Source organism: Streptomyces sp. NPDC058674 (genome assembly GCF_042716505.1).
Lineage (GTDB): Bacteria > Actinomycetota > Actinomycetes > Streptomycetales > Streptomycetaceae > Streptomyces.
On record NZ_JBHXSC010000025.1, the window covers coordinates 48,831 to 71,108 of the forward strand.

The 22,278-nt window shown below is 73.1% G+C and carries 15 protein-coding genes and 1 pseudogene; 4 read left to right on the top strand and 12 right to left on the bottom strand.

Annotated features, from left to right (window positions below; genetic code table 11):
- Positions 1-125: 125 nt before the first annotated feature.
- The 4 genes from ACFWU6_RS15685 to ACFWU6_RS15700 all read left to right on the top strand — a co-directional run bounded on the left by ACFWU6_RS15685 (position 126) and on the right by ACFWU6_RS15700 (position 5,069).
- A complete protein-coding gene (locus ACFWU6_RS15685; protein ID WP_383981462.1) occupies positions 126-3,752 on the top strand; it encodes an FG-GAP-like repeat-containing protein in 3,627 nt (1,208 codons plus the stop codon).
- A gap of 210 nt (positions 3,753-3,962) precedes the next feature.
- Complete coding sequence (locus ACFWU6_RS15690) at positions 3,963-4,331, top strand: hypothetical protein (protein WP_383981400.1); 369 nt, start codon at positions 3,963-3,965, stop codon at positions 4,329-4,331.
- A gap of 58 nt (positions 4,332-4,389) precedes the next feature.
- Complete coding sequence (locus tag ACFWU6_RS15695) at positions 4,390-4,650, top strand: hypothetical protein (RefSeq protein ID WP_383981401.1); 261 nt, start codon at positions 4,390-4,392, stop codon at positions 4,648-4,650.
- 95 nt (positions 4,651-4,745) lie between these two features.
- Complete coding sequence (locus ACFWU6_RS15700; protein ID WP_383981403.1) at positions 4,746-5,069, top strand: hypothetical protein; 324 nt, start codon at positions 4,746-4,748, stop codon at positions 5,067-5,069.
- Here the strand turns inward: ACFWU6_RS15700 and ACFWU6_RS15705 are convergent.
- From ACFWU6_RS15705 to ACFWU6_RS15760, 12 genes and pseudogenes are all read right to left on the bottom strand, one after another.
- Positions 5,044-5,211: pseudogene (locus ACFWU6_RS15705) on the bottom strand (LysR family transcriptional regulator); the annotation flags it as partial. The gene ACFWU6_RS15700 and the pseudogene ACFWU6_RS15705 sit on opposite strands and share 26 nt — an antisense overlap.
- A gap of 150 nt (positions 5,212-5,361) precedes the next feature.
- A complete protein-coding gene (locus ACFWU6_RS15710) occupies positions 5,362-5,808 on the bottom strand; it encodes a hypothetical protein (RefSeq protein ID WP_383981405.1) in 447 nt (148 codons plus the stop codon).
- 47 nt (positions 5,809-5,855) lie between these two features.
- Positions 5,856-6,974, bottom strand: coding sequence for a histidinol-phosphate transaminase (gene hisC / locus ACFWU6_RS15715; RefSeq protein ID WP_383981407.1), 1,119 nt, complete (start codon positions 6,972-6,974; stop codon positions 5,856-5,858).
- Positions 6,975-7,032: 58 nt separating this feature from the next.
- Complete coding sequence (locus ACFWU6_RS15720; RefSeq protein WP_383981409.1) at positions 7,033-8,310, bottom strand: ATP-grasp domain-containing protein; 1,278 nt, start codon at positions 8,308-8,310, stop codon at positions 7,033-7,035.
- On the bottom strand, positions 8,307-9,146 hold the full coding sequence (locus ACFWU6_RS15725; protein ID WP_383981411.1) for a TauD/TfdA dioxygenase family protein: 840 nt from the start codon (positions 9,144-9,146) through the stop codon (positions 8,307-8,309). The genes ACFWU6_RS15720 and ACFWU6_RS15725 overlap by 4 nt, the downstream gene beginning before the upstream one ends.
- Positions 9,128-10,357 (bottom strand): MFS transporter, encoded by a 1,230-nt coding sequence (locus ACFWU6_RS15730; RefSeq protein ID WP_383981413.1) that lies wholly within the window; start codon positions 10,355-10,357, stop codon positions 9,128-9,130. The genes ACFWU6_RS15725 and ACFWU6_RS15730 overlap by 19 nt, the downstream gene beginning before the upstream one ends.
- Positions 10,347-11,759, bottom strand: coding sequence for an FAD-binding oxidoreductase (locus tag ACFWU6_RS15735; protein ID WP_383981415.1), 1,413 nt, complete (start codon positions 11,757-11,759; stop codon positions 10,347-10,349). The genes ACFWU6_RS15730 and ACFWU6_RS15735 overlap by 11 nt, the downstream gene beginning before the upstream one ends.
- Complete coding sequence (locus ACFWU6_RS15740; protein WP_383981417.1) at positions 11,756-11,968, bottom strand: ferredoxin; 213 nt, start codon at positions 11,966-11,968, stop codon at positions 11,756-11,758. The genes ACFWU6_RS15735 and ACFWU6_RS15740 overlap by 4 nt, the downstream gene beginning before the upstream one ends.
- Positions 11,969-12,017: 49 nt before the next feature.
- On the bottom strand, positions 12,018-13,271 hold the full coding sequence (locus ACFWU6_RS15745) for a cytochrome P450 (RefSeq protein ID WP_383981419.1): 1,254 nt from the start codon (positions 13,269-13,271) through the stop codon (positions 12,018-12,020).
- Positions 13,264-19,506: an amino acid adenylation domain-containing protein gene (locus tag ACFWU6_RS15750; protein WP_383981421.1), complete on the bottom strand. Its 6,243-nt coding sequence runs from the start codon at positions 19,504-19,506 to the stop codon at positions 13,264-13,266. Before ACFWU6_RS15750 ends, ACFWU6_RS15745 begins: the two co-directional genes overlap by 8 nt.
- Positions 19,503-19,928 (bottom strand): nuclear transport factor 2 family protein, encoded by a 426-nt coding sequence (locus ACFWU6_RS15755; protein WP_383981423.1) that lies wholly within the window; start codon positions 19,926-19,928, stop codon positions 19,503-19,505. Before ACFWU6_RS15755 ends, ACFWU6_RS15750 begins: the two co-directional genes overlap by 4 nt.
- Positions 19,925-22,132: an aminotransferase class III-fold pyridoxal phosphate-dependent enzyme gene (locus tag ACFWU6_RS15760; protein WP_383981425.1), complete on the bottom strand. Its 2,208-nt coding sequence runs from the start codon at positions 22,130-22,132 to the stop codon at positions 19,925-19,927. The genes ACFWU6_RS15755 and ACFWU6_RS15760 overlap by 4 nt, the downstream gene beginning before the upstream one ends.
- Positions 22,133-22,278 lie beyond the last annotated feature (146 nt).

Here is a 22,278-nt window from a genome sequence, read left to right on the forward strand (position 1 = left end):
ATCAGACCGTTGGAGTGTGCGTGAGAAGAAGAGAGACCCGCTCCGGAATCCCGGGCGGGCGGGGGATTTCCCGAATTGCATTGCTTGCTTTGGCAGGCGGAATAGTCGCATCCGGTTTGGATGTAGTGACGCCCGCACAGACGGCGGCCGCCGCGACCGACCCGGTCGCCGAGGGGTCGGTGAGTGCCGAGGACTTCGCGCTGGCCAAGGCCAAGGAGACCGGCGAGCCCTATGAGCTGGTCTCCGCGCGGACCGAGTCGTCGGACACGTGGGCGGCACCGGACGGCAAGTGGTCGGTGAGGCGGTACGGCACCCCGGTGCGGGTGCTGCGCGCCGGCTCGTGGGTGGCCACGGACCCCACCCTGGTGTTCGGCGCTGACGGAAAGGTCGCGGCCAAGGCCACGACGGTGTCCCTGGCGTTCTCCGGCGGGGGTACGGGGCCGCTGTTGACGGGCGTGAAGGACGGCCGGACGCTGTCGCTGTCCTGGCCCAAGGCGCTGCCCAAACCCACGCTGGCAAAGAACGTGGCCACCTACGCCAATGTCCTGCCGGACGTCGACCTGCAGGTCAAGGCCGAGGTCGAGGGCTTCTCGCAGCTGCTGGTCGTGAAGACCGCCGCAGCGGCGAAGAACCCGGAACTCGCCTCCCTGAAGTTCAAGATCGACACGGTCGGGCTGAAGCTGTCCACCGATGCCGGGACCGGGGCGATCTCCGCCGTCAACCCGGCCGGCCAGCAGGTCTTCACCAGCCCTTCCCCGCTGATGTGGGACTCCACCACCACCGCGGCTCCGGCAGCAGCGCAGACCGCGCCGGCCTCGAAGATGTCGCAGCCAGGCGCCGCGGGCGGGAGCGGAACGTCGGCGCCGTCCGACGTGTTCACGCCGCCGGCAGGCGCCAAGGACGCGCACATGCCGACGACGGTGGCGAACGGCACCTTGGAGATCAAGCCCGACCAGCCGCTGCTGACCGGGGCGCAGACGAAGTACCCCGTCTTCATCGACCCGTCGTTCGCCTGGGGCGAGCGGCAGAACTGGACCCGGGTCTACAAGAAGCACGCGGACAATTCATACTGGAACACCAGGGATGACGTCCGCGTCGGCTACGAGAACGAGACCGACGGCCTCTCCCGGTCCTTCTTCCAGTTCGACACGTCCAACATCAAGGGCACGCAGGTCGGCAAGTCGACGCTGCGGGTCCAGAACACGTGGTCATGGTCCTGCCAGGCACGTCCGGTCGAGTTGTGGCACGTTGGCGCCATATCCTCCAGGACGACCTGGAACCAGCAGCCCGGCAAGGTCTCCAAGATCGCCACGGTCAACCAGTCCAAGGGGTGGAGCGACAGCTGCGCGGCAGGGAACCTGGAGTTCGACATCACCGGGCTGGCCAGACAAGCGGCCGCGAGCGGGGCGGCGAGCGTGACCGTGGGCCTCTTCGCCGGCAACGAGTCGGACACCTTCGGCTGGAAGCGTTTCGACCCCAAGACCCTGACGATCGAGACCCAGTACAACAACCCGCCCAAAACCCCCTCCGCGCTGGGCACCAACCCGCGTACGCCGTGCTCGGGCGGCACGGTCGGCAACACGCGCGTCTCCTTGTACGCCACCGTCGAGGACCCGGACGCCGGCGTCCTGACCGCCGAGTTCGAGCTCTACAAGGCCGGCCAGAGCACCCGGATCGCAGCCGAGTCGGTCCTCGGCCAGCAGGGCCGGTTCGCGACCTGGTCAGTGCCCGACACCACCCTGCCCAGCGGCAGCTACACCTGGCGAGTCCGCGCGAAGGACCAGGACAACGCCTACTCCGCGTGGACCAGCGCCTGCGCTTTCACCGTGGACCGCAACCGGCCGAGCAAGAAGCCCAACGTCACCTCCGCCGAGTTCCCCAACGGTGAGAACGGCTGGCCCGCGGTCACCGGCAAGGCCCGTACGCCCGGCACCTTCACCTTCGACGCCAACGGCGTGAGCGATGTCGCGGAATTCGTCTACTGGGCCGACAACGAAGCAGAACAGCACGTCACCACGCCCGGCAAGCCCGTGCAGATCACCCCGCCCAGCTACGGACCGCACGTCCTCAACGTGCAAAGCCTGGACGCGGCCGGCAACCGGTCGGACACGACCGTGTACAAGTTCTACGCCAACCCCAGCGCCGCGGGACGCGACGCCGCCGGAGACCTCAATGGCGACGGGCGCAAGGACGTCTGGTCCACGGACTCCAACGGCATCCTGTCGATGTACGCAGGGTTGGGCAACGGCTCCTTCGCACCGGGCGTCAACGGCGGCGGGAATGAGACGTTCCCGGGGCAGCAAGCCCTGACCAGCGGCGACTGGACGAGAGACGGCTACAACGACCTCGTCACCTTCGGGTACGACAGCAGTGTGAAGAAGAACCGCCTGTGGTCCTATTCCAACAAGGGCGCCGGCGTCATAGACGAGCGGTCGAAGGCCGAGCTATCCGTCATCTGTCCGGTCAAGGACCCTGAGCTCGGCTGTGACTTCGGTGACGACTGGAACGGCGACGACCACTGGTACAACGCTGAACAGGCCGTCTCTGCCGGTGACCTGAACGGCGACGGCCGACCCGATGTCCTGGTCAAGCAGGGCAGGCATCTCTGGGCCTACTACGCCGCTGATTACATGTTGGACGCTCGTGAGCCCGTTCTGGTGGGCGAGGGCGACTGGGACAAGTACACCGTCATCGCGCCCGGCGACACCAACGGCGACTCGCTTCCGGACCTGTGGCTGCGCGACAACGCCACGGGGGAGGTCCTGCGTTCGTACGGAGCCAAGGGTGCCGACGGGAACGTCGACCCGGCAACCTGGGGGAACAAGGCAGGCCGTGTCTCCATCGGCTGGGGCGTCAGGCAGGCGGACTTCCCGGCCATCGGATCGGCTGGCGACGCCAACGCCGACGGGTACGCCGATCTGTGGGCCCGCCGCTCCGACAACGCCATGATCTCCTGGACCGGAAAGCCCCTCGCAGGTGGTCTGGCCTTCGGCACCGCCACCATCATGGACGGCAGCATCAGCCTCACGGCAGGAGCCAAACTGGCATCGGGCCAGGTCTCCACTACCCCGTCCATCAAGCTGATCATGCAAGCGGACGGCAACCTCGTCCTCTACCACCGCAGCGGCGGACCCGACAAGGGCGGCGCCCTGTGGGCCTCCGGCACGTACAACAACCCGGGGGCCTACGCAGTCCTGCAGAGCGACGGCAACTTCGTCGTCTACACCAAGGACGGCGGCGAAGGCAAGGGCGGCGCGCTCTGGGCGTCCAACACCCCCTACAACCCCGGCGCGACCCTCCAACTGCAGGCCGACGGCAACGTGGTCGTCTATAAGAGCGGCACCACAGAAGGCTGGATGAACAGCCTGTGGGCCACCGGCACGTGGATGCGCAGCCCGCGCCTGCAAGGCGGCCAGGAACTGCGCCCCGGGGCCTGGATCCAGGGAAAGCGCAACGCACTGCTCATGGGCATGGAAGGGCACCTGGAACTCCGTGACCTGGCCACCGGCAAGGACCAGTGGATGACCCAGCCGTGGAGCCCCGGCGCCTACGCCCGCATGCAGGCCGACGGCAACTTCGTCCTGTACTCCAAGGACGGCGGCGAAGGCAAGGGCGGCGCCCTGTGGGCGTCCACCACCTACAGCCCCGGCGCCTACCTGCAGCTACAGGACGACGGCAACCTCGTCGTCTACAAGAAGGACGGCGACGGCACATGGCAGACCAGCCTCTGGGACACCGGCACCTGGCGCTGACAGAAAGCTGACCCGACCCCTGCCTACAGCACCACGACGACGCCGACAGGCCCGGACCACCCACAGTGGTCCGGGCCTGCCGGCCGTGCACCCCGATGGATGAGCTTGGTTCTCTCACCGGGGCAGGGCGGGACTCCTGCCACTTCCCCACGGCGCCTCCTGCTCCGTTTGCGGTACCCGGGACGGGCGGGCCGCGGGATAATCGGGTTCATGGTCACGGAGCCCTTCGACGATTGCGCCGCCCGCCCCGCCGGGGAGGTGTTGTACGCCCGGTACGCCGGGCGGCTGCCCGGCTCGCTGGAGAAGCTCGCCGGGCCCGAGCACGGCGTGGTGGAGGTTCCCCTGCACGTGGCATGGTCCGGGCTGCGTGCCTACGACCTGGACCGGCCGCGCCTGCGGATGGGCCTCTACCGGACCGTCCTGGCCGAGGGCGGCCACGAGGACCTCGTCACCCTGCTGAACCGCGACCTCCTGTTCGCCCAGTGGCCGGTGCTCCGCACGCTGATCAGCAGGCACGTCCGTACGGCCTGGGAGGACGCCTTCCCCGAGCTCCTCGCCCCGGTCTCCCCCGTCGCGTGAACCTCAGCCGCCGCATCGGCATCAACCGCACGCTGGTCGGCGCCGGCGCGGGGTAACGGTGGCCGCGATCCGCATCAGCCCCGACAAGCGCACCCCGGACGGCATCTACCGCTGCGGCACGACCCGCTTCGGCGCCCTGATCGGCGACGGCGTCCAGACGGGCAACACCGTCAGCCTCAACCCGGGCGTCGCCATCGGCCCCCGCACCCGCATCCACAGCGGCGTCACCCTGACCACCCGCACGATCCCGGCCGACGCGGTGGCAACCACCCCGCACACATCGGAGGCCCCGGTCCGCGCGCAGCGCGGGACGGGGTGACGGGTCATCCCCGCGTACGCGGGGAAACCGCAAGCCGTCCCTGCCTGGACTCTAGCCAGTCGGCACACTCGCCCTAAGGCCGTGCTGTCGCTGAATTGGAGGACCTGGACCTGGACGACCTCCGGGCCCGGGCGGGGCGTACGTGGGTGAGCTGGCGCTCCGGGACGGCCCGGCTCCTGCCCGGGCTGCTGGCCGGCCGGACGCGGGGGCCGGTGTTCCTGTCCAGCCGGCGGCCCGGGCCGGCGCGGACACCCGCGCAGGCCGACCTGTGCCCGGAGACGGGGCGCCGACGGCTGTCCTACGAGCGGGCGGAGTATTTGTTCAAGGAGACCACCAAGGCTCTGGACCGGGCGGGCGAGGGCTTCACCCTCGGTCAGCTCAAGGCGCGCGCCGGCGCACCGTGCGGCTGGTGCGGGTGAAGAGCGGGGCGCCGATTCGCCGTTCCTGCTTCTTGATGGCCTGGCTGACGCGAGCCTGGGAAACGTGCAGGCGCTGCGCTGCCCGGCCGAAGTGCAGCCCCTCCGCCAGCGTCAGGAAGATCTCGATGTCCCGCAGCTCCACCGGACCCCCGGCCCCCCGTCTAGGACGTCACGGGACCCCCACCCCACGACGCGGTGAACCGGGCCCCCTCCCACGGATGCCCCGGGCCGGCGGGAGCCAGGTACTCCGCGACCAGGCGGGCCTGATCCGCCCGCAGGAGCACTGTGCGACCTACCGGGCGCAGGCGGCCGGTCTAATCGTGACGGCCGAGGATGAGCAGCTGCGCGGGTGAGTGTGCCGGTGATCGCGCCGATGATGGTTTCGGTGGTGTCGCGGCGGCGGACCTTGGTCCAGCCACGGTATGCCGGTGGGGTATTTGCTGGTCAGAGGCTTGATGACCAGTCCTTCGCCGCCGGACACGTCGGTCCAGTCCTCGAGCCACTCCCGCGCCGTAGCCACGTCTGTGGTCATCGGGCACAGCGTCCACGGCGAAGCCAGCCCGCCTGCAGCGAACAGAACCTCAAGCCGTCGTCGGCGTTCCCGGTACGGCAACGCGAGCAGCTGCTCACCGCCCTCACCCTGGAGGACGTCGAACGCCACGAAGTAAGCGGGCTGACGGGCCGCCAGAGCCGGGGCGGTGCGGCTACGGGCGGCGGCCCTGCGCTGCAACCCCTCCATGGTGGGAACGGCCTCGTCGACGACGCCCAGATCGACGAGGCCGTGCGCTACCTGGACTCCCGCCAGTGCACCGGGCTGTCCCCGGGCATGCTCACGGCCTGGGGCCGCAGAGCGGTCGCCCGGTAGCGGTCGGCCGCGCGGAGGAAGGCGTCGTTCTCCTCCGGCAGCCCGACGGTGACGCGGACCCCGTCGCCGGGGAAGGCGCGGACGAGCACGCCGTGGCGGGCGCAGGAGTCGGCGAAGCCGGCGGCCTCCTCCCCCAGGGGCAGCCATACGAAGTTGGCCTGCGAGGGGGTCACTTCATGGCCGTTGCGGGCCAACAGGGATTCCAGGCGCCGCCGTTCGCGTACGATCGCCACGGAGCGCGCGCGCACCTCCTCGGGGCGGTCGAGCGCGGCGAGGGCGGCCGCCTGGGCCAGCCTGCTGACCGCGAAGGGGACGGACACCTTGTGGACGGCCGACACCACGGCCGGCGCGGCCACGCAGTACCCGATGCGCACGCCGGCGAGCCCGTACGCCTTCGAGAAGGTGCGCAGCACCGCCACGTTCGGGCGGTGGCGGGCCAGCGCGATCCCGTCCGGCACGTCGGGATCGTCGACGAACTCCCGGTAGGCCTCGTCCAGTACGACTAGGACGCGGGCGGGGAGGCGGTCGAGGAACGCGTGCAGTTCCGAGCCCCGGACCGCCGTCCCAGTGGGGTTGTTGGGGTTGCAGACGAAGACGACGCGGGTGGCGGGGGTGACGACGGCGAGCATCGCCTCCAGGTCGTGCCGGTGCCCGGCGTCTAGGGGGACGGTTCGGGCGCGCACTCCAGCGACCCTGGCGAAGACCGGATAGGCGTCGAAGGATCGCCAGGCGAACAAGACTTCGTCCCCCGGGGCGCAGAACGCCTGGATGAGATCGCGGCAAAGGCTCACCGACCCGCAGCCGACTGCGATCCCCTCCGCGGGGACGGCCAGGTCGTCGGCTAGTCGGCCGACTAGGGTGTCGGAGAACCACTGCGGGTAGCGGTGGCCTTCGACGGCGGCCCGGGCGACGGCCTCGACCACGGCGGGCGGGGGCGGCAGCGGCCCCTCGTTGGAGTTGAGCAGGATGGCGTCAGGCGCTGTGCTGGGAATGTTGTAGTCGGGGACGGAGGCCAGGTCGGCTCGGATGGCAACACCCATGGGAATCCTCGGGAGTGGGACGGCGCACGCCGGCATGCGCGTGCGGGCGCGGGCGCGGTCAGTTCGGGGCGAGGTGGAACACGTCGTCGGCCAGCAGCCGGATGCGGCGCTGGTCGGCGAGGAGCTCCTCCGGGCTGTCGCCGGTCAGAAAGACGCGCAGCGGGCTGGACAGCAGGTCGGTGGTGGGCCGCATCCGGTCGCCCGGGGCCAGCCGGGGCACCGCCAGGTGCACCGTTTTCAGAGCGCGGATCCGTGCCAGGGAGTTCTCGTCCACGGCCTCGACGAGGCCGTCGCGGCTGGTCCGCACGTGGACGACCATGCCCTCGCGGTGCTTGCGGTACAGGGTGTCGCCGGGGTGCGCGCGCCGGTACTCCCCCGGGCGCACGCAGGCGAGTGCGAGCAGGTCGGCCTGGTTCCCGTCGAGGCAGGAGTCGTGGTGGCCCGGGTCCATGATGCCGTCGAGCCTCGCGCCCACCTCGACTAGCACGGGCCCGGCGGCGGTCATCATGATCTCCGCGTGGGCGGCGCCGAACCGGATGTCCAGGGCGTCGAGGACGGTGTCCAGATAGGTGACGAGGGGTTCGACCTGCGGCGCTCCGGGGTCGATCAGGACGTCCCGGTCGTAGACCGGCCGGGTTCCGACGAGGGTCTTTTCGTAGCGCCAGACGCCGCACACGTGCCGTGTGCCGCCGGGGCCCCTGACGATGTCCACGATGTACTCGGTGCCGTCCAGGAAGGACTGCGCGAGCACCTCGTCGTTGTGCCGGCCGAAGATGTCCCGGCTGCCGAGGATGTCGGCGACCGCAGCACGGACGTCGTCCGGGCGGCGGCAGACGGAGACCTTGTCCGTGGAGGCCGAGCTGAGCGGTTTGACGACGACCGGGTATCCGGTGGTCCGCGCCCAGGCGAGCACCGCTTCCACGTCGTCGGACTTGAGCTGGTCGGCGCAGCGGATGCCGGCGGCGCGCAGCGCCTCGATCATGCGGTACTTGTCGCGGCGCAGCGCGGAGGTGGCCGACGGGTTGCCGGGCAGGCCCAGCAGTTCCGCCGTCCGGTCGGTCGGCGGGACGCCGGTCTCCTGGCCGGGCAGGACCCCGCAGGGGTGGTAGGAGGCCAGCTCCTTCGCCGTGCGGGCGGGGTCGGCCGCGTCCTGGACCACGTTGGCCAGGTACGGGCGCAGGTCCGGCGGGGGTACGCAGTCCAGGAACTCGGGGGTGCTCTGGAGGTGGACGACGTCCGCGCCGAGCTTGCGGAAGGATGCGGGCAGGTACTTGCCGACCGAGTAGCCGTCGACGATCACGCCGACGGGCGCGGCGGGGTGCCGGGGCCCGCTCATGCGGCGGCGACGCTGACGCGGTGGACGGTCCGCGAGACGCCGGGTGGCAGGTCGGTGGCGACGTGGTAGGTGGTAGCGGTCTTCCACAGCAGCAGGTCGTGCGGCGTCCAGCGGTGGGTGTAGGTGCGGTCGGGATCGGCCAGGAGGGTGTCGACGAGGCCGAAGAACGCCTCGTTCTCGTTGGCGTCGAGGCCGACGACGCGGTCCATGTAGGCGCGGGCGGCGTACAGGAAGCGGCGGCCGGTGTGCGGGTCGCGGCGGACGACGGAGTGTTCGACGGCCGGGTACTGGCGGGCGATGAGGGCCCGCACCTCGGCGATGGACAGGCCCACGTGCTCGGGGGCGATGCGCTGCTGCTTGGTGAGGGTGTGCAGCCCGACGCGGTCCTCCAAGAGGGTGCGCCATTCCTCGGGCAGCCGGTCGTAGACGTCGGCGGCGCTGGCGAAGACGGTGTGGCCGTGGTCCTCGGGCACGTGGACGCCGTGCAGCACGGTGTAGGCGGAGGGGTCGGCGTCGAAGGAGGAGTCCTGGTGCCAGAAGTGGCCGACCCGCTCGATCCCGACGGGCAGGCCGTCCTTGCGCTCGTTGGAGGAGACGAGGATCTCGGCGAACTCGGGGTGGCGCCAGTCGGCGAGGAGGAAGGGGACGGGGCGGCCGATGCGGGCGGCGAGGCCGATCTGCTGCCGGGGGGTGAGGTCGATGCCGCGGACGACGACGAGGTCGCGCCGGTTCAGGGAGTCGACGATGTCGGCGAAGACCTCCGGGCGGGTGAGTTCGGCGTGGGTGAGTCCGCTGTACTCGACGCCGATGAAGGGGGTCAGGTCACGCTTGAGCACGGTTCCTCCTTGTGCCAGGTGTACGGGTTGGTGCGGGCCGCGAGCAGCAGCAGGCAGGCGGCGCAGACCGCCGCGCCTGCGGCCGCCCAGGGGGCGCCCGGGTGGCCGGGGGCCGAGAGGTGCAGGGCGAGTTGCGGGGCCGCGATGAAGGCCAGGTTGACGCCGCCGGAGAACAGGCCCATGTTGCGGTCGGCGGCCGGGCCGGAGAGCCGGCTGACGTAGTCGAGCAGCCCGGGGAAGACGACGATCTCCCCGGCCGTCCACACGAGGGTGGCGACCACCAGTTCCGGCCCGGTGTCCGCCAGCGCCATGAGCAGGAACCCGGTGCCCGCGAGCGCGTAGCCGCTCAGCAGGGTCGCCAGGTGTCCGACGCGTGCCATGCGGATGTTGAGCGGGACCTCGAACAGGACGATCCCGACGGCGTTGACGGTGAAGACGACGCCGGCCCAGTAGCCGGGCAGGCCGAGGCCGACGATGACGTAGGCGCCGACGAAGACCGAGGGCAGCGCGTAGGCCAGCTGGATGGGCAGGGAGAGGCCGAACACGCTCCAGAAACGGGTGCGTTCGGCCCTCGTCTGGCGGACCGGGCCCTGCGGCCGGGTCTCGTGGCCCGGCCCGCCGCCGGCATCGGCGATGGGCCGGCGTGCGCCTCGGCGGTGCAGGAACGCCGCGGCCGCCAGGACGCACAGGGCGTTGGCCCAGAACACGGCGTACGGGTCGAGGGCGTAGAGCAGGGCCCCGAGGAGCGGGCCGGCCGACAGCCCGAGGTTGATGGCGAGCCGATAGCACGAGAAGGCGACCTTGCGCTGCTCGGGCGGTGACCCGGCGATCGTGGCCGCGTAGGCCGCCGGGGTGACGATCTCGTAGGCGAACCCCCAGGCCAGCACCACCGTGATGAGCGCGGGCTGGCCGTGCAGCAGCGGCACCACCGCGACCGCGGCGGCGCCCAGCAGGAAACCGCCCCGCATCAGGGCGTACGGGTGCAGCCTCGCGAGGAGCCGTCCGGCGGCCAGGTCCGCGGCGAGGGCGCCTACCCCGAAGGTGGTGACGGCCAGACCCGCCTCGGCCGCGTCCAGACCTCCGCGGCCCAGCAGGTACGGGGTGAGGAAGGGGTAGGCCATGGTGCCGGTGCGGAAGAGCAGGGTCGTGAGGAACAGGGTCCGCAGGGGCGGGGCGAGCCCGGCCAGCGTCCGCAAGGTCTCAACCGGCACGGCGGGTCCGGGCCGACCGCCGGGCGATCACGGCGCCGGGGTTGAACAGGCCTGTCGGGTCGAGGGCGTCCTTGAGGTCGCGGTGCACACGCAGGGCGACCGGGCCCAGTTCGCGCTCCAGCCAGTCCTGCTTGAGCTTGCCGACTCCGTGCTCGCCGGTGATCGTACCGCCGAGGGACAGGGCGAGGGCGAGGATCGCATCGAACGCCGTCCGGGCGCGGGCGTACTGCCCGGCGTCGTCGCCGTCGTAGAGGACCGTGGGGTGCATGTTGCCGTCGCCCGCATGGCCGACGACCGCGACGGTCAGCCCCGCGTCGGCGCCGATCCGCGTACAGCCCTCGATCAGATCGGCGATGAGGGTGCGGGGCACTGCCACGTCCTCGGTCATGCAGGCGCCCCGGGCTTCGAGGGCGGCGAGGCTCACCCGGCGGGCGCGCAGCAGCAGGGCGCCCTCCGCCGCGTCCTGCGTGGCGTGCGTGTACACCGCGCCGGCTTGCCGGAACACGCGCTCCATCTGATCGAGTTCGGCTTCGCGGGTGCCCTCCGGCGCGTCGGACTGGCACAGCAGCAGGGCTTGGTCGCCTTCGCCGGCGAGCTCGGTGCCGAGGTAGGCGGACGAGGCCCGCAGGGAGGTCGCGTCCATGATCTCCATGAGGGAGGGCACGAGGCCGGCCCGGACGATCCGGTTGACGCTGGCTCCCGCCCGGGCCACCGAGTCGAAGGCCGCGATGACGGTGCCGGGCGCGGAGGGCAGCGGGCGCAGGGAGAGGGTGGCCCGCGTGATGATCCCCAGGGTGCCCTCGCTGCCGACGAGGAGACGGGTGAGGTCGTAGCCCGCGACGCCCTTGACGGTGCGGCGGCCGGTGCGCAGGAGGGAGCCGTCGGCGAGGACCGCGTCCAGGCCGAGAACGTAGTCGCCGGTGACCCCGTACTTGCCGCAGCACAGGCCGCCCGCGTTTGTGGCCAGGTTCCCACCGAGGGTGCACGTGTCGAGGCTGGAGGGGTCGGGCGGGTAGTACAGGCCGTGGGCGGCGGCGGCCGTCTTCAGGTCCTGGTTGACCACGCCGGGTTCCACGACGGCGATCCGGTTGTCCGGGTCGAGTTCGAGAATCCGGTTCATCCGGGTGGTGACCAGGACGACGCAGCCGTCGACGGCGTTGGCGGCGCCGGTCAGGCCCGTTCCGGCCCCCCTGGGGACGATCGGGACGCCGGCCGCCGCGCAGGCCCGCACGCAGGCCTGCACCTGCTCGGCCGAGGCGGGCAGGGCCACCGCGAGCGGGCGGCCGTGCGGGGCGAGCGGCATCATGTCGTGGGCGTAGCCGACGGTGGCGTCCGGGTCGGTGACCAGGGCGCCGCCGCCGTCGAGGGCGGCTCGCAGGGCGGCCAGCAGGGCGGCGCTCATACCGGCTGCCCGTCGGCCCCGGTGATGAGGATCGCCCGGGCGGGGCACAGGTCGGCGGCCTCGTGGACGGCGGCGGCGAGGTGCTCGGCCGGTTCCGGGTTCACCAGCAGGACGATGCCGTCGGTCTCGTCCTGGTCGAAGACCGTGGCGGCGGACATGACGCAGTGGCCGGCGCCGACACAGCGCTCGGGATCGAGGGTGACCTTCACGGGGTCGGCTCCTTCGGTGCGGGGGGACGGGCGGCGGGCGGCAGCGGGATCACCAGGTCACGGGAAGGGCGTGCACTCCGTACACGGCCATGTCGGACTTGAAGCGGATCTTCTCGACGGGCACGGCCGTGCGCAGCGTCGGGATCCGGCGGGCCACGGCGGCGTAGACCTCCTGGAGCTCCACCCGGGCCAGCGACTGGCCCATGCATTGGTGGGGCCCGTAGCCGAAGGCGAGGTGGCCGTGCGCGCGGGAGGCGGGGTCGAACTCTTCGGCGGCGGGGAAGCGTTCGGGGTCCCGGTTGGCGACGTTGATGGCGGCGACGACGCCCTCCCCGGCGCGGACGAGCCGGTCGCCGACCTCGACGTCCTCGATGGCGATCCGGCGGATGCCGCGCTGGACCACGGTGAGGTGGCGCAGCATCTCCTCGACGGTGTCGGAGAGCAGCTCAGGGTCGTCGTCCGTGCCGAGGGCGGCGAAGTGACCGGGGTGGCGCAGCAGCGTCAGCACCCCGAGGGAGATCATGTTGGCGGTGGTGTCGTGGCCTGCGGTGAGCAGCAGGAGTGCCATCGCGGCGAGTTGGGGCCGCGTCATGGTCCCGTCGGGCAGGTGCCGGGCCGCCATGCGGCCGATGAAGCCGTCCTGGGGCTTGAGTTCGGCGGCGGCGACGAGCTCCTCCAGGTAGTCCTGGAGGGCCTGCCGGGCGGCGGCGGCGCTCGCGGTGGTGCCGTCGACGACGTTCATGGTGTGGGTCAGGCCGCGGAACAGTTCGCGGTCCTCGAAGGGCACTCCGAGGAATTCGCAGATGACGGTGAGCGCGACGGGCAGGGCCAGGTCGGCCACGAGGTCGGCCTCGGTGCCGCTGAGCATGCGGTCCAGGCAGCCGTCGACGACGGCGCGCACGGCGGGGCGCCACCGCTCGGCCCGCTTCACCGTGAACTCGCCGAGGACCAGGCGCCGTACGGCGTCGTGCCGCGGGTTGTCCATGACGAGCAGGGTCGGTTCGACGGCGGTCTCGGCAAGGGCGACGGCGCTGGATAGCGGGTAGCCGCGGCGGCTCTTGTCCGCGCTGAACCGGGGGTCGGACAGTACGGTGCGGGCGTCGTCGAAGCGGGTGAACAGCCAGGGGCGGACCCCGTTCCACAGCATCACGCGGGGCACGGTGCCCGCGTCGCGGATGTCGGTGGCTTCCCGGGGCGGGGCGAACGGGCACTGCCGGTCCATGGGGTAGTGCGGGTCGGAAGCCGGGTCGGTCGTCGGGGTGGCCATCGCGTCGGCCATCGGGTCGGTCGTCGGGTCAGTCATCGCGGGTGCTCCGGTCGAGTTTCTGCCACCAGCGGCCGACGATGGCGTCGTCCAGGGCGGGCGGGGTGATGCCGTGGGCCCGCAGGGCGGCGATGGTGGCGTCGTTGCGGTGGTCGGGGAGGCCGGCGTCCGGGTGGTCGCACAGCTCCCGGAAGTACTCGCGGTAGGCCAGGGCGGGCAGCGCGGTGCCGCGGGCCTCCGCGTCGGCCAGCCGGCCGAGCCAGACCCCCAGCGGGACCGCGGGGGTGGTACGGCCCGTGCGGCGGTCGTGTACGGCGAGCAGCTCGGCTACCTGGGTCCGCCGGGGATGGTGCAGGTGGTGGACGGTGCCTGGGGCGGCGTCGGCGAGGGCCAGGGCGACCAGGGCCCGGGCCATGGTGTCCACGGGTAGTGCGTCGGTGGCGAGCCGTGGGTCGTCGGGGTGGCAGCCGAGGGCGGTGGACGTGACGAGGAGCCGGCTGAGGAAGTCGTCCTCGCTGACGGCGCCCGTCGTGCTGCCGCCGGCCCGGCCGAGCCGGTAGATCCGGGCGTCGGCTCCGCGTTCGAGGGCCTGGCCGACGAGGTGCTCCGCGGCCCACTTGGCGGCGGCGTAGCCGCGACCGCGTGGATGCCGTTCGCCGGCGGCCGGGGTGGCCTCGGTGATGGTGCGTGGGCGGGTGCCGCGGGGTCCGTCCCGGAATACGCCCAGGGTGGAGACGTGGTGCAGGCGGGCCGGGCGGCCCTGCGCGCAGATCCGCAGGAGTTCGGCGGTACCGCCGACGTTTGCGGCCGCCAGGTGGTGGAAGCCGGACACGTGGTGGACCTCGGCGCCCAGGTGGAGGACCGTCGTCGCCCGCAGGACGTGTTCCCGGTGCGTTCCGTCGAGGCCCAGGCCGGGCCGGGACAGGTCCCCCGGGACGGGCACGATCCGCGGGTCCGAGGCGTCGCGGCGCAGACCGTGGCGGCGCAGGGCCGCGGCCAGGCGGCGACGGGCGGTGTCCGGGTCCGCGGCCCGGACCAGGCACAGGACCGGGCCCGTGGTGCGGTCCAGCAGTTCGGCCAGGACGTGGGAGCCCACGTATCCGGTGGCCCCGGTGAGCAGCACGGCGCCGTTCGGGTCGAAGGGGCCGGGGCGGTCGGGGAAGACTATGCGGGGGTCGAGCCGCGCGTCGTCCGGCCCCACCGGCAGGGTCGCCGGATCGGGCCCCCCCAACAGCCGGGCCACCGCGCGTACGGTCGGCTCGGCGAGGAAGTCGGCGACGGCGATCCGGACCCCGAATTCCCGCTCGATGCGGCCCAGGAGCCGGATGACCCGCAGGGAGTGGCCGCCGTGTGCGAAGAAGTCCTCGTCCAGGGAGCCCGTCGGCCCGCCCAGCACGTCCTCCCACAGGGCGAGCAGCCGCCGCTCGGTCCCGTTCGCGGAGCCGCCCGCCGGGCCGTCGGCGGGGGGCTGCTGCTGCCGGTGGTCGGCGAGCCGGGCGGCGAGCGCCGACCGGTCGGCCTTGCCGTGGCTGCCGGTCGGGATGGCGGGGACGGGTACGGCCAGGCGGGGCACCATGTGGCCCGGGAGCAGCCGAGCCAGGTGGGCGCGGGCGTCCTGCGGCGCGGCGGTGCCGACGTAGCCGACGGCGAGTTCGGCGTCGGTGCCGGTGCCGATGCCGATGAGGACGGCGACGGCCTCCCGGACACCGGGGTGTTCCGCGAGCGCGGCCTCGATCTCGCCGAGTTCGATGCGGAAGCCGCGCAGCTTGATCTGGTGGTCGAGCCGGCCGAGGTAGTCGACGGCTCCGTCGGGCAGCCGGCGCACGCGGTCCCCGGTGCGGTAGCAGCGTCCGGCGCCGGCGAGCGCGGGATGGGTGGTGAACAGCTCGCCCGTGCGCTCGGGGTCGTTGCGATAGCCGTCGCCGAGTCCGGCGCCGGAGAGCCACAGTTCGCCGGGCACCCCGGTGGCCGCGAGCCGTCCGTGGCGGTCCACGACGTGGGCCGCGGTGCCGGGCAGGGCGGTACCCACGGGCACGCGGGCCCGGTCGTCCGCGGGGCTTGCCCGGTGGGTGGTCGCCAGGATCGCCGCCTCGGTCGGGCCGTAGCCGTTGACGACAACCCGGTCCCGGGCGAAGTGGCGCGTGTCGTGGACGTCCGCGGGCTCACCGGCGACGAGCAGCACGCGCACGTCGCCCAGGTCGGGGCGGTCCAGGGCGCGCAGCAGCGAGGGTACGGTCACCATCACGGTAACCCCGGCGGTGCGCAGGGTGCGGGTGAGGGCCGGGCCGTCAGAGCGAGTGGCGTCGTCCGCGTACACCAGGCTGGCGCCGGAAACGAGCGGCATGAACTGCTCCAAGGCGGCCACGTCGAAGCCGGGCGAGGTCAGTTGGAGCCAGACGTCGTCCGCGGTAAACGGGTGCCGGTCCAGGCAGGCGAGGAGCGTGTTGGCGACCGCGCGGTGGGAGACGGCGACACCGCGGGGGCGCCCGGTGCTGCCGGAGGTGTAGATGACGTACGCCGGGGCGGCGGGATCGCCGGGGCCCGCGGCGGGCGCGGTCTCCTCGCCGGGGGCGGCGAGGGCCTCGATGTCGAGGACGGGCGGGCCGGAGGCCTCCGTACCGGGGCCGAACAGCGTGTCGGCGGTGTCCTTGGCACAGACCAGCGCGCCGGCGTCGGCGTCGGCGATGCAGTGGCGCAGCCGCCGCGCCGGGTACGCCGGGTCGAGCGGCACGTACGCGGCCCCGGCCTTGAGCACGCCGAGGAGGGTCGCGGCGAGAAGCGGGGAGCGCTCCAGGCACACGGCGACTCGGTCGCCGGGCCGGATCCCGCGGGTGGCGAGGCGGGCGGCCACGGTGTCGGCGAGCCTGTCGAGTTCGGCGTAGGTGAGGCTGGTGCCGTCGCCGATCACGGCGGTCTTGTGCGGGCGGGCCGCGACCTGTCGGGCGACGAGGGCGGGCAGGGTGGTGTCCGCTGCCCGTGGACCCGGCTCCGGGGCGCGGCTCAGCCGTTCGTACTCCCCCGGTTCGTACAGGGTGACGTCGCGCAGCGGCGGGTCGCCGTCCGCGAGGCGGTCGAGCACGGCGGCCAGTTGGCCCGCCAGCCGCTGTGCGGTGGCCCGGTCGTAGAGGTCGGTGCTGAACTCGACCTCGACGTCGAGGCCGTCGCCCTCCTCCTGGAAGGTGAAGGCCAGCTCGAAGGTGGCGGTGGCACGGCCACCGGCGTCCCAGGGCTCGGTCCGCGTGCCGGACAGCTCGAGCGGACGCGGCCTGCGTTGCCGGTGGTTGACTACGGCCTGGAAGGGGACGGCCGCCCGTGCGGTAGTGGACGGCGCGAGTTCCCGGCCCACGGCCTGGAAGGGGACGTCCTGGTGGTGCAGGGCCTCGGTGCAGGCGGTGCGGACGCGGGCGAGGAGGGCCCCGGCGGTGGTGTCCGCGTCCGCCTCGACGCGGACGGGCAGCAGGTTGACAAAGCAGCCGACGAGGTCCTGCGCCCCGGCCCGGTCCCGGCCTGCGGCGAGGGCGCCCAGGGTGAGGGTGTCGCGTTCGGTGTGGGCGGACAGGACCGTGTACACGCCGGCCAAGCAGAACATGTACGGGCTTACGCCGTGCCGGCGGGCGGCCTCGGCGTGGCGCGCGTGCTGCACGGAGCCGATCCGCAGCCGCACCCGGTCGCCGGCTCCGCTGAGCACCGCGGGTCGGGGGCGGTCGGTGACCAGGTCGAGTGCGGCGGCGCCCCCGTCGAGTGCGCCCTGCCAGAACCGGGTCGCGGCGGTGAGGCGTTCGGGGCGGGGCGCGTGGGCGGCGCGCAGGTGCTCGGGGTAGGCCGGGCTCAGGGGCGGCAGTTCAGCGGCCGGGTCCGCGTACAGGGCGGACAGCTCGGAGGTGAAGAGGTCCAGGGACCAGTCGTCGGCGATGGCATGGTGGACGGCGAAGTGGATCAGGGCCCGCCCCTCGTCGAGGGTGAGCACCAGGGTGCGCAGCAGCCGGGTGCCGTCGGCGTCCGGGCCGGCCGCACGGTGTTCGGCGGCCAGGGCGCGGGCCAGGGCCTGGCGTTCCCCGGCCGGAACGCCGGAGAGGTCAACGTGGCACAGCGCGGCGCCCGGGTCGGCGCTCAGGCTCTGCCGCCAGCCGTCGGCGTCGCGCCGAACGACGGTCCGCAGGGCGGCCTGGCGTCGGCCCAACAGGTTCAGGGCGTTCCGCAGCCGGTCCTGGTCGAGCGGCCCGTCGACGGCGTAGCCGCGTCCGATGACGTACCGGTCGGTGCTCGCGGTGGCCTCCTGCTCGAACCAGATCCCCTCCTGGGCGGGCGACAGCGGCAGTCTGCCGGGGTCGGCTTCGGGGTCTGTCTCGGCGTCGACCGCGGGTTCTGCCTCGGCGGTGGAGCCGTCCTCCGGTGGTACCCCCGCGGTCGCGGCGGCCACGCGGGCCGCCAGAGCCCGGACCGTCGGGGCGGTGAACAGGTCGGCGATCGTCAGGGCCGCGCCCTGGTCGCGTTCCAGGCGGGCCAGGATCGCCATCGCGGACAGGGAGTCCCCGCCGGCGGAGAAGAAGTCGGTGTCCGGGCCGGCGGAGCGGCCGAGTACCGCCTCCCAGTGCGCGGAAACGGCGCGCAGGGCCACGACCTCCCTACCACCCGCCGGAGCGCCGTCGGCCGGGCCGGGAGCCGCCGCGGCCGCCACGGCCGCACGGTCGGCGAGGGACGCGAGGCGGCGGCGGTCGGCCTTGCCGTTGGCGGTGGTCGGCAGCGACGCCAACACGGTCACGGCGGCCGGGACCGCCGGTTCGGGCAGGATCCGGGCGGCGTGGGCGCCGAGGACGGCCTGGGTCCCGAGAGCAGCCTGGGCGTCGGGCCGGGCGTCGGCGTCCGCGTCGCCACCCGGTGCCAGCACCACGTACGCGGCCAGCCGACGCGCGTCCACGGCGCCGTACGGGACCACGACCGCCTCCCGGACCGCCGGGTGGGTCAGCAGCGCCCGTTCCACCTCGGCCGGTTCGACGCGGTGGCCCCGGATCTTGACCTGGTCGTCGAAGCGCCCCAGGAAGGCCAGTTCGCCGCCGGGGAGCCTGCGGACCCGGTCGCCCGTCAGGTAGGCGATCCGGTCGGGCCGACCGGGCTCGGGGACGAACCGCTCGGCGGTCTGCTCCGGCCTGCCTCGGTAGCCGCGGGCGACGCCCGGGCCGCCGATGCAGAGCTCGCCGTCCTCGCCCGGCGCGGCGAGAGTGCGGTCGGGGCGCAGGACGTGGGCGGTGGCCCCGGCGAAGGGGCGGCCTATCGGCACGTCCCGCCAGGCGCTGTCCCAGTCATCCGGGGTGTCGAAGCTCTGCCAGCAGGCGTAGACCGTGGTCTCCGTGGGCCCGTAGCCGTTGACGATCCGGCAGCCGGGCAGCTCGCGCAGCGCGGTCCGCACCGCGTCCGCGTCAGCCCGGTCGCCGCCTGAGACGCACAGGCGCAGCCCGCGCAGGTCCGCCGTGATGTGCTCCATCGCCAGCCGGAACAACGGGGCGGCGAGCCGCAGGACGGTCACCCCGTGGCGGGCGCACTCCCGGCCGATGTCGTGGACGCCGGGCCGGTCGGAACGCGGCAGCACGAGTCGGGCGCCGTTGAGCAGGGCGCCCCAGATCTCGAAGACGGAGGGGTCCACGTGAAGCGGGGCGAGCTGGAGGACGGCGTCGTCGGCGGTCAGTCCGGCCTCGGGGGCGTGTGCCAGGGCGAGGACGGACCGGTGCGCGACCTGGACTCCCTTGGGGGCGCCGGTGCTGCCGGAGGTGTGGATGACGTAGGCCGGAGAGTCAGGTCCCGGCTCCTGTCCCTCGCCTTGGCCTTGGCCCGCGGAGACCTCCGGAACGGCGTGCGGGGCGTCGCCACCCGGCTCCGGTGCGTCCTCGTCGACGGCGAGGACCGTCACTCCAGCGGGCAGGAGGGCACGCAGCCGCGGAACGTCCCGCCCGGCGGCGAAGACGGTGCGCAGGTGGTTGTCGAGGACGAGCGAGCGGATCCGGTCGTCCGGTGCGTCGGGGTCCAGCGGAAGGTAGGCACCCCCGGCCAGAACCGTCCCCAGCAGTGCAGCGATGGTGCCGGGCGAGCGGTGGGCGCAGATCCCGACGGGCTCGCCGGGGGCAGTGCGGCCCGCGAGCCGGCGGGCGGCGGCCGCGGCTCTGGCGGCGAGTTCCGCGTAGCCGATCCGGAGGTGGCCGCGGACCAGCGCGGTGCGGTGGGGGTGGGCGCGGGCCACGGCGGTGAAGGCCGCGCCGAGGGTGGTTGCGGTGGTGTTCACGGGGCCGCGGTCACCTCCTGCGGGTCGCGTTCGAGCGCCTCGACGACGCTGGCGGTGTCGAAGAGGTCGAGGTATCGGGATATGAGTCCGTCGCGGACGGTGAAGACGTTCATCCACGGGGCCTCGTAGCGAGCGCCGTTGGCCAGGACCTGTGTGCGGCTCACGCCCAGCACCACGACCCGGTCCCCGGCGTCGAGGTAGTCGTAGGCGTCGCACTCCTGGACCCGGATCAGCTCGCGGACTATGGCGAAGAATGCGCGGAACCCCTCGACGCCGCGGTAGACGCCCGCCCACGGCAGCGAGGCGGGACCGTGGTAGACCCATTCGAAGTCGGGGGCGAGCAGCGGCTCGATGTCGGCAAGGCGGCCCTCGTCGAACAATCGGAAGAAGGTGCGGATCACTTCGACGTTCTCTGTGCTCATACGGTGCTCCTCGAGTTCGCGGGGGTACGGGACGGGCGCCGCTTCGGCCGCCGGGACAGGCCCTGGGACAGGCGCTGGCCCAGCCGGAACAGGGCGGCGTGGGCGAGGAGCCGGGCCGGGCCGGTGTGGGAGAGCCGGCGGGCACCTTGCATGACCTGGGAAATCTCCCGCTCGGTGGCGGTCAGGGGCAGGAGGAACACGTCGTAGACGACGAAGGCGCGGGCCCGGTTGATCCACCAGAGGATGAGGGCGTACGTCATCCACTCGCCCCCGGGGTCGATGAGGCGGCCGAGCACTCCGGGTACCCGAGGTTCGAGCCGGCCGAGCATGCCTTCGGCGAAGCGGCGGCCGACCACTCCGCGCGGCCCTTCGTCCATGGCGGCGAGTCCGGCGCGCACGAGGTCCGACAGGGCCCCGGCGCGTTCGGGCACGCCGAGGGCGTCGACCTGGCGGATGGACTGGAGGGCGAAGTGGGCGCCCAGTCCGTGGGCGTGGTGGGTGCGCAGTTCGTCGACCAGTTGCGGGTGGGCCCGGCGCGCGGCGTCGTGGACCTCCTCCGAGACGAGGGCGGCACCGGTGGGGAAGCAGCCGTGGCTCAGTGCCTTGGACAGGCTCATGAGGTCGACGTCGGGGAGCCGGCCGTGGTGGGCGAAGCGGGTGCCGCAGCGGTAGTAGGACGTCAGGACCTCGTCGACGCCGACGAGGTAGCCGTGCTCGGTCCGGCCCTCGGTGACAGCGTCGAGGAGGGGGCCGGGGATCGGGGCGTAGGCGTCGGAACTGCCGTGGACCAGTTCGATCCAGACGAGTCCGATGTCGCCCTCGGCCGCCTCCTCGCGGAACTCCTCGACGGCGTGCGGCGTGAAGGGGTCGATGTAGCGGATGTCGTCGTAGAGGGGTCCGAAGGGAGCGCGGGTGCGGTCGGCGGCGGTGGCGAGCAGGGAGACGAGGGTCTTGCCGCCGTAGTTGTGCTTGAAGACGACGATGCGCCGCTGCCGGGGGCGGGCGAGGCGGGCCAGGGTGATGGCGCTCTCCACCGCGGACGCGCCGCTGACGGCGGGGAAGGCGTGGGGCAGGCCGGTTTCGCGGGCCAGGACCCCTTCGAGCTCGCGGACGTGGTCCCGGGCCGGGTCGTGGCCCCGGACGACGTCGGTCAGCGCGTCGGCGGGGTTGTGGCCGGCCACGCCGAGCCCGGCTCCGCAGAGCCCGTCGACCAGATCCAGTTCGCGGCCGGAGTCGAGGCGGACGGTGAGCCGAGAGCCCTTGGCCCGGACTACGTTCAGTGCACCGTGCAGCTTGCGCTGCATACGCGCCGCCATCGGGTTCACGTGGTGGGTGTACAGGTCGAGGGTGGCCCGCCGGTCTGCGGCGGTGGCCGCGAGGACGCGGTGCACCGGGGCGGTGGCGTCCCAGCGGGGCAGCAGCCGGGCGATGACGGCGCGCATGGCGACGGTGTTTCCGCCGTAGGTGTTGGAATGCAGGAAGCCGGTCCGCGGGGTACTCCACGGCGCGAAGGTGTCGTGGGTGCCGGTGAAGGCGCCGAACGGGACCTCGTGCCCGGTGAGGGATTCACCGAGGACGACGAGGTCGGGGCGCAGCGCGGTGACGGCGGGGTCGGTCGGGGTGTCCGGGGAGATGTCGCTGAGGTCGACGACGATGCGGGCTCCGGTGGCGCGCGTGGCGCGGGCCAGTTCGGCGACGGCGGCCAGGTCGTCGGCATCGAGGAGTTCGGGGGCGCGTATGACGAGCCCGCACACCGGGGTGCTCCGCAGGGCGGCGCTCAGACCGGCGACGGTGGTGCGGGTGGGGAGGCCGGGGGCGAGGGCGCGGTCGGGGCCTTCGCCGAGCGGGTCGGTGCGGCGGGCGAGCGTGCCGTCGGGGTCGAGGACCAGGACGCGGCCGCGGTGGGTGGCCGCGGTCGCCGCGGCGCGGTGGCGCAGCAGTTTGACGGCGCCGTGCAGGGCCTCGTAGCGGGAGTTGGCGAAGAAGCTGCGGTAGCGGGTGCCGACCGAACGGCCGCCAAGTTCCCGGACGAACTCGCTGAGGAGGTGGCCGGCCTGCGCGGATTCAGTGGTCACGAACCAGGACGGCATGGCGAACACGGGCTGTTCCCGCGCGATGATGTCGGCCAGGATGCCGAGGGTCTGCGGGCCGGCCGGGCGCAGGTGCGGCACGGGGCCGGGCTCGGCGTGGGAGTTCGGGTTCATGACGCCATCTCGCTCGTGGGAGGAGCCCCGGCGGCGGGTGACCGCGGGACGCGATGTTCTCGGCAGAACCGGTTGCGGGGGTCGGCCCCGGCGCGCGGCCGGGAAGGGCGGAGCAGAGGGTCGGCGCTGGGGCGGGGCCGGGGGCC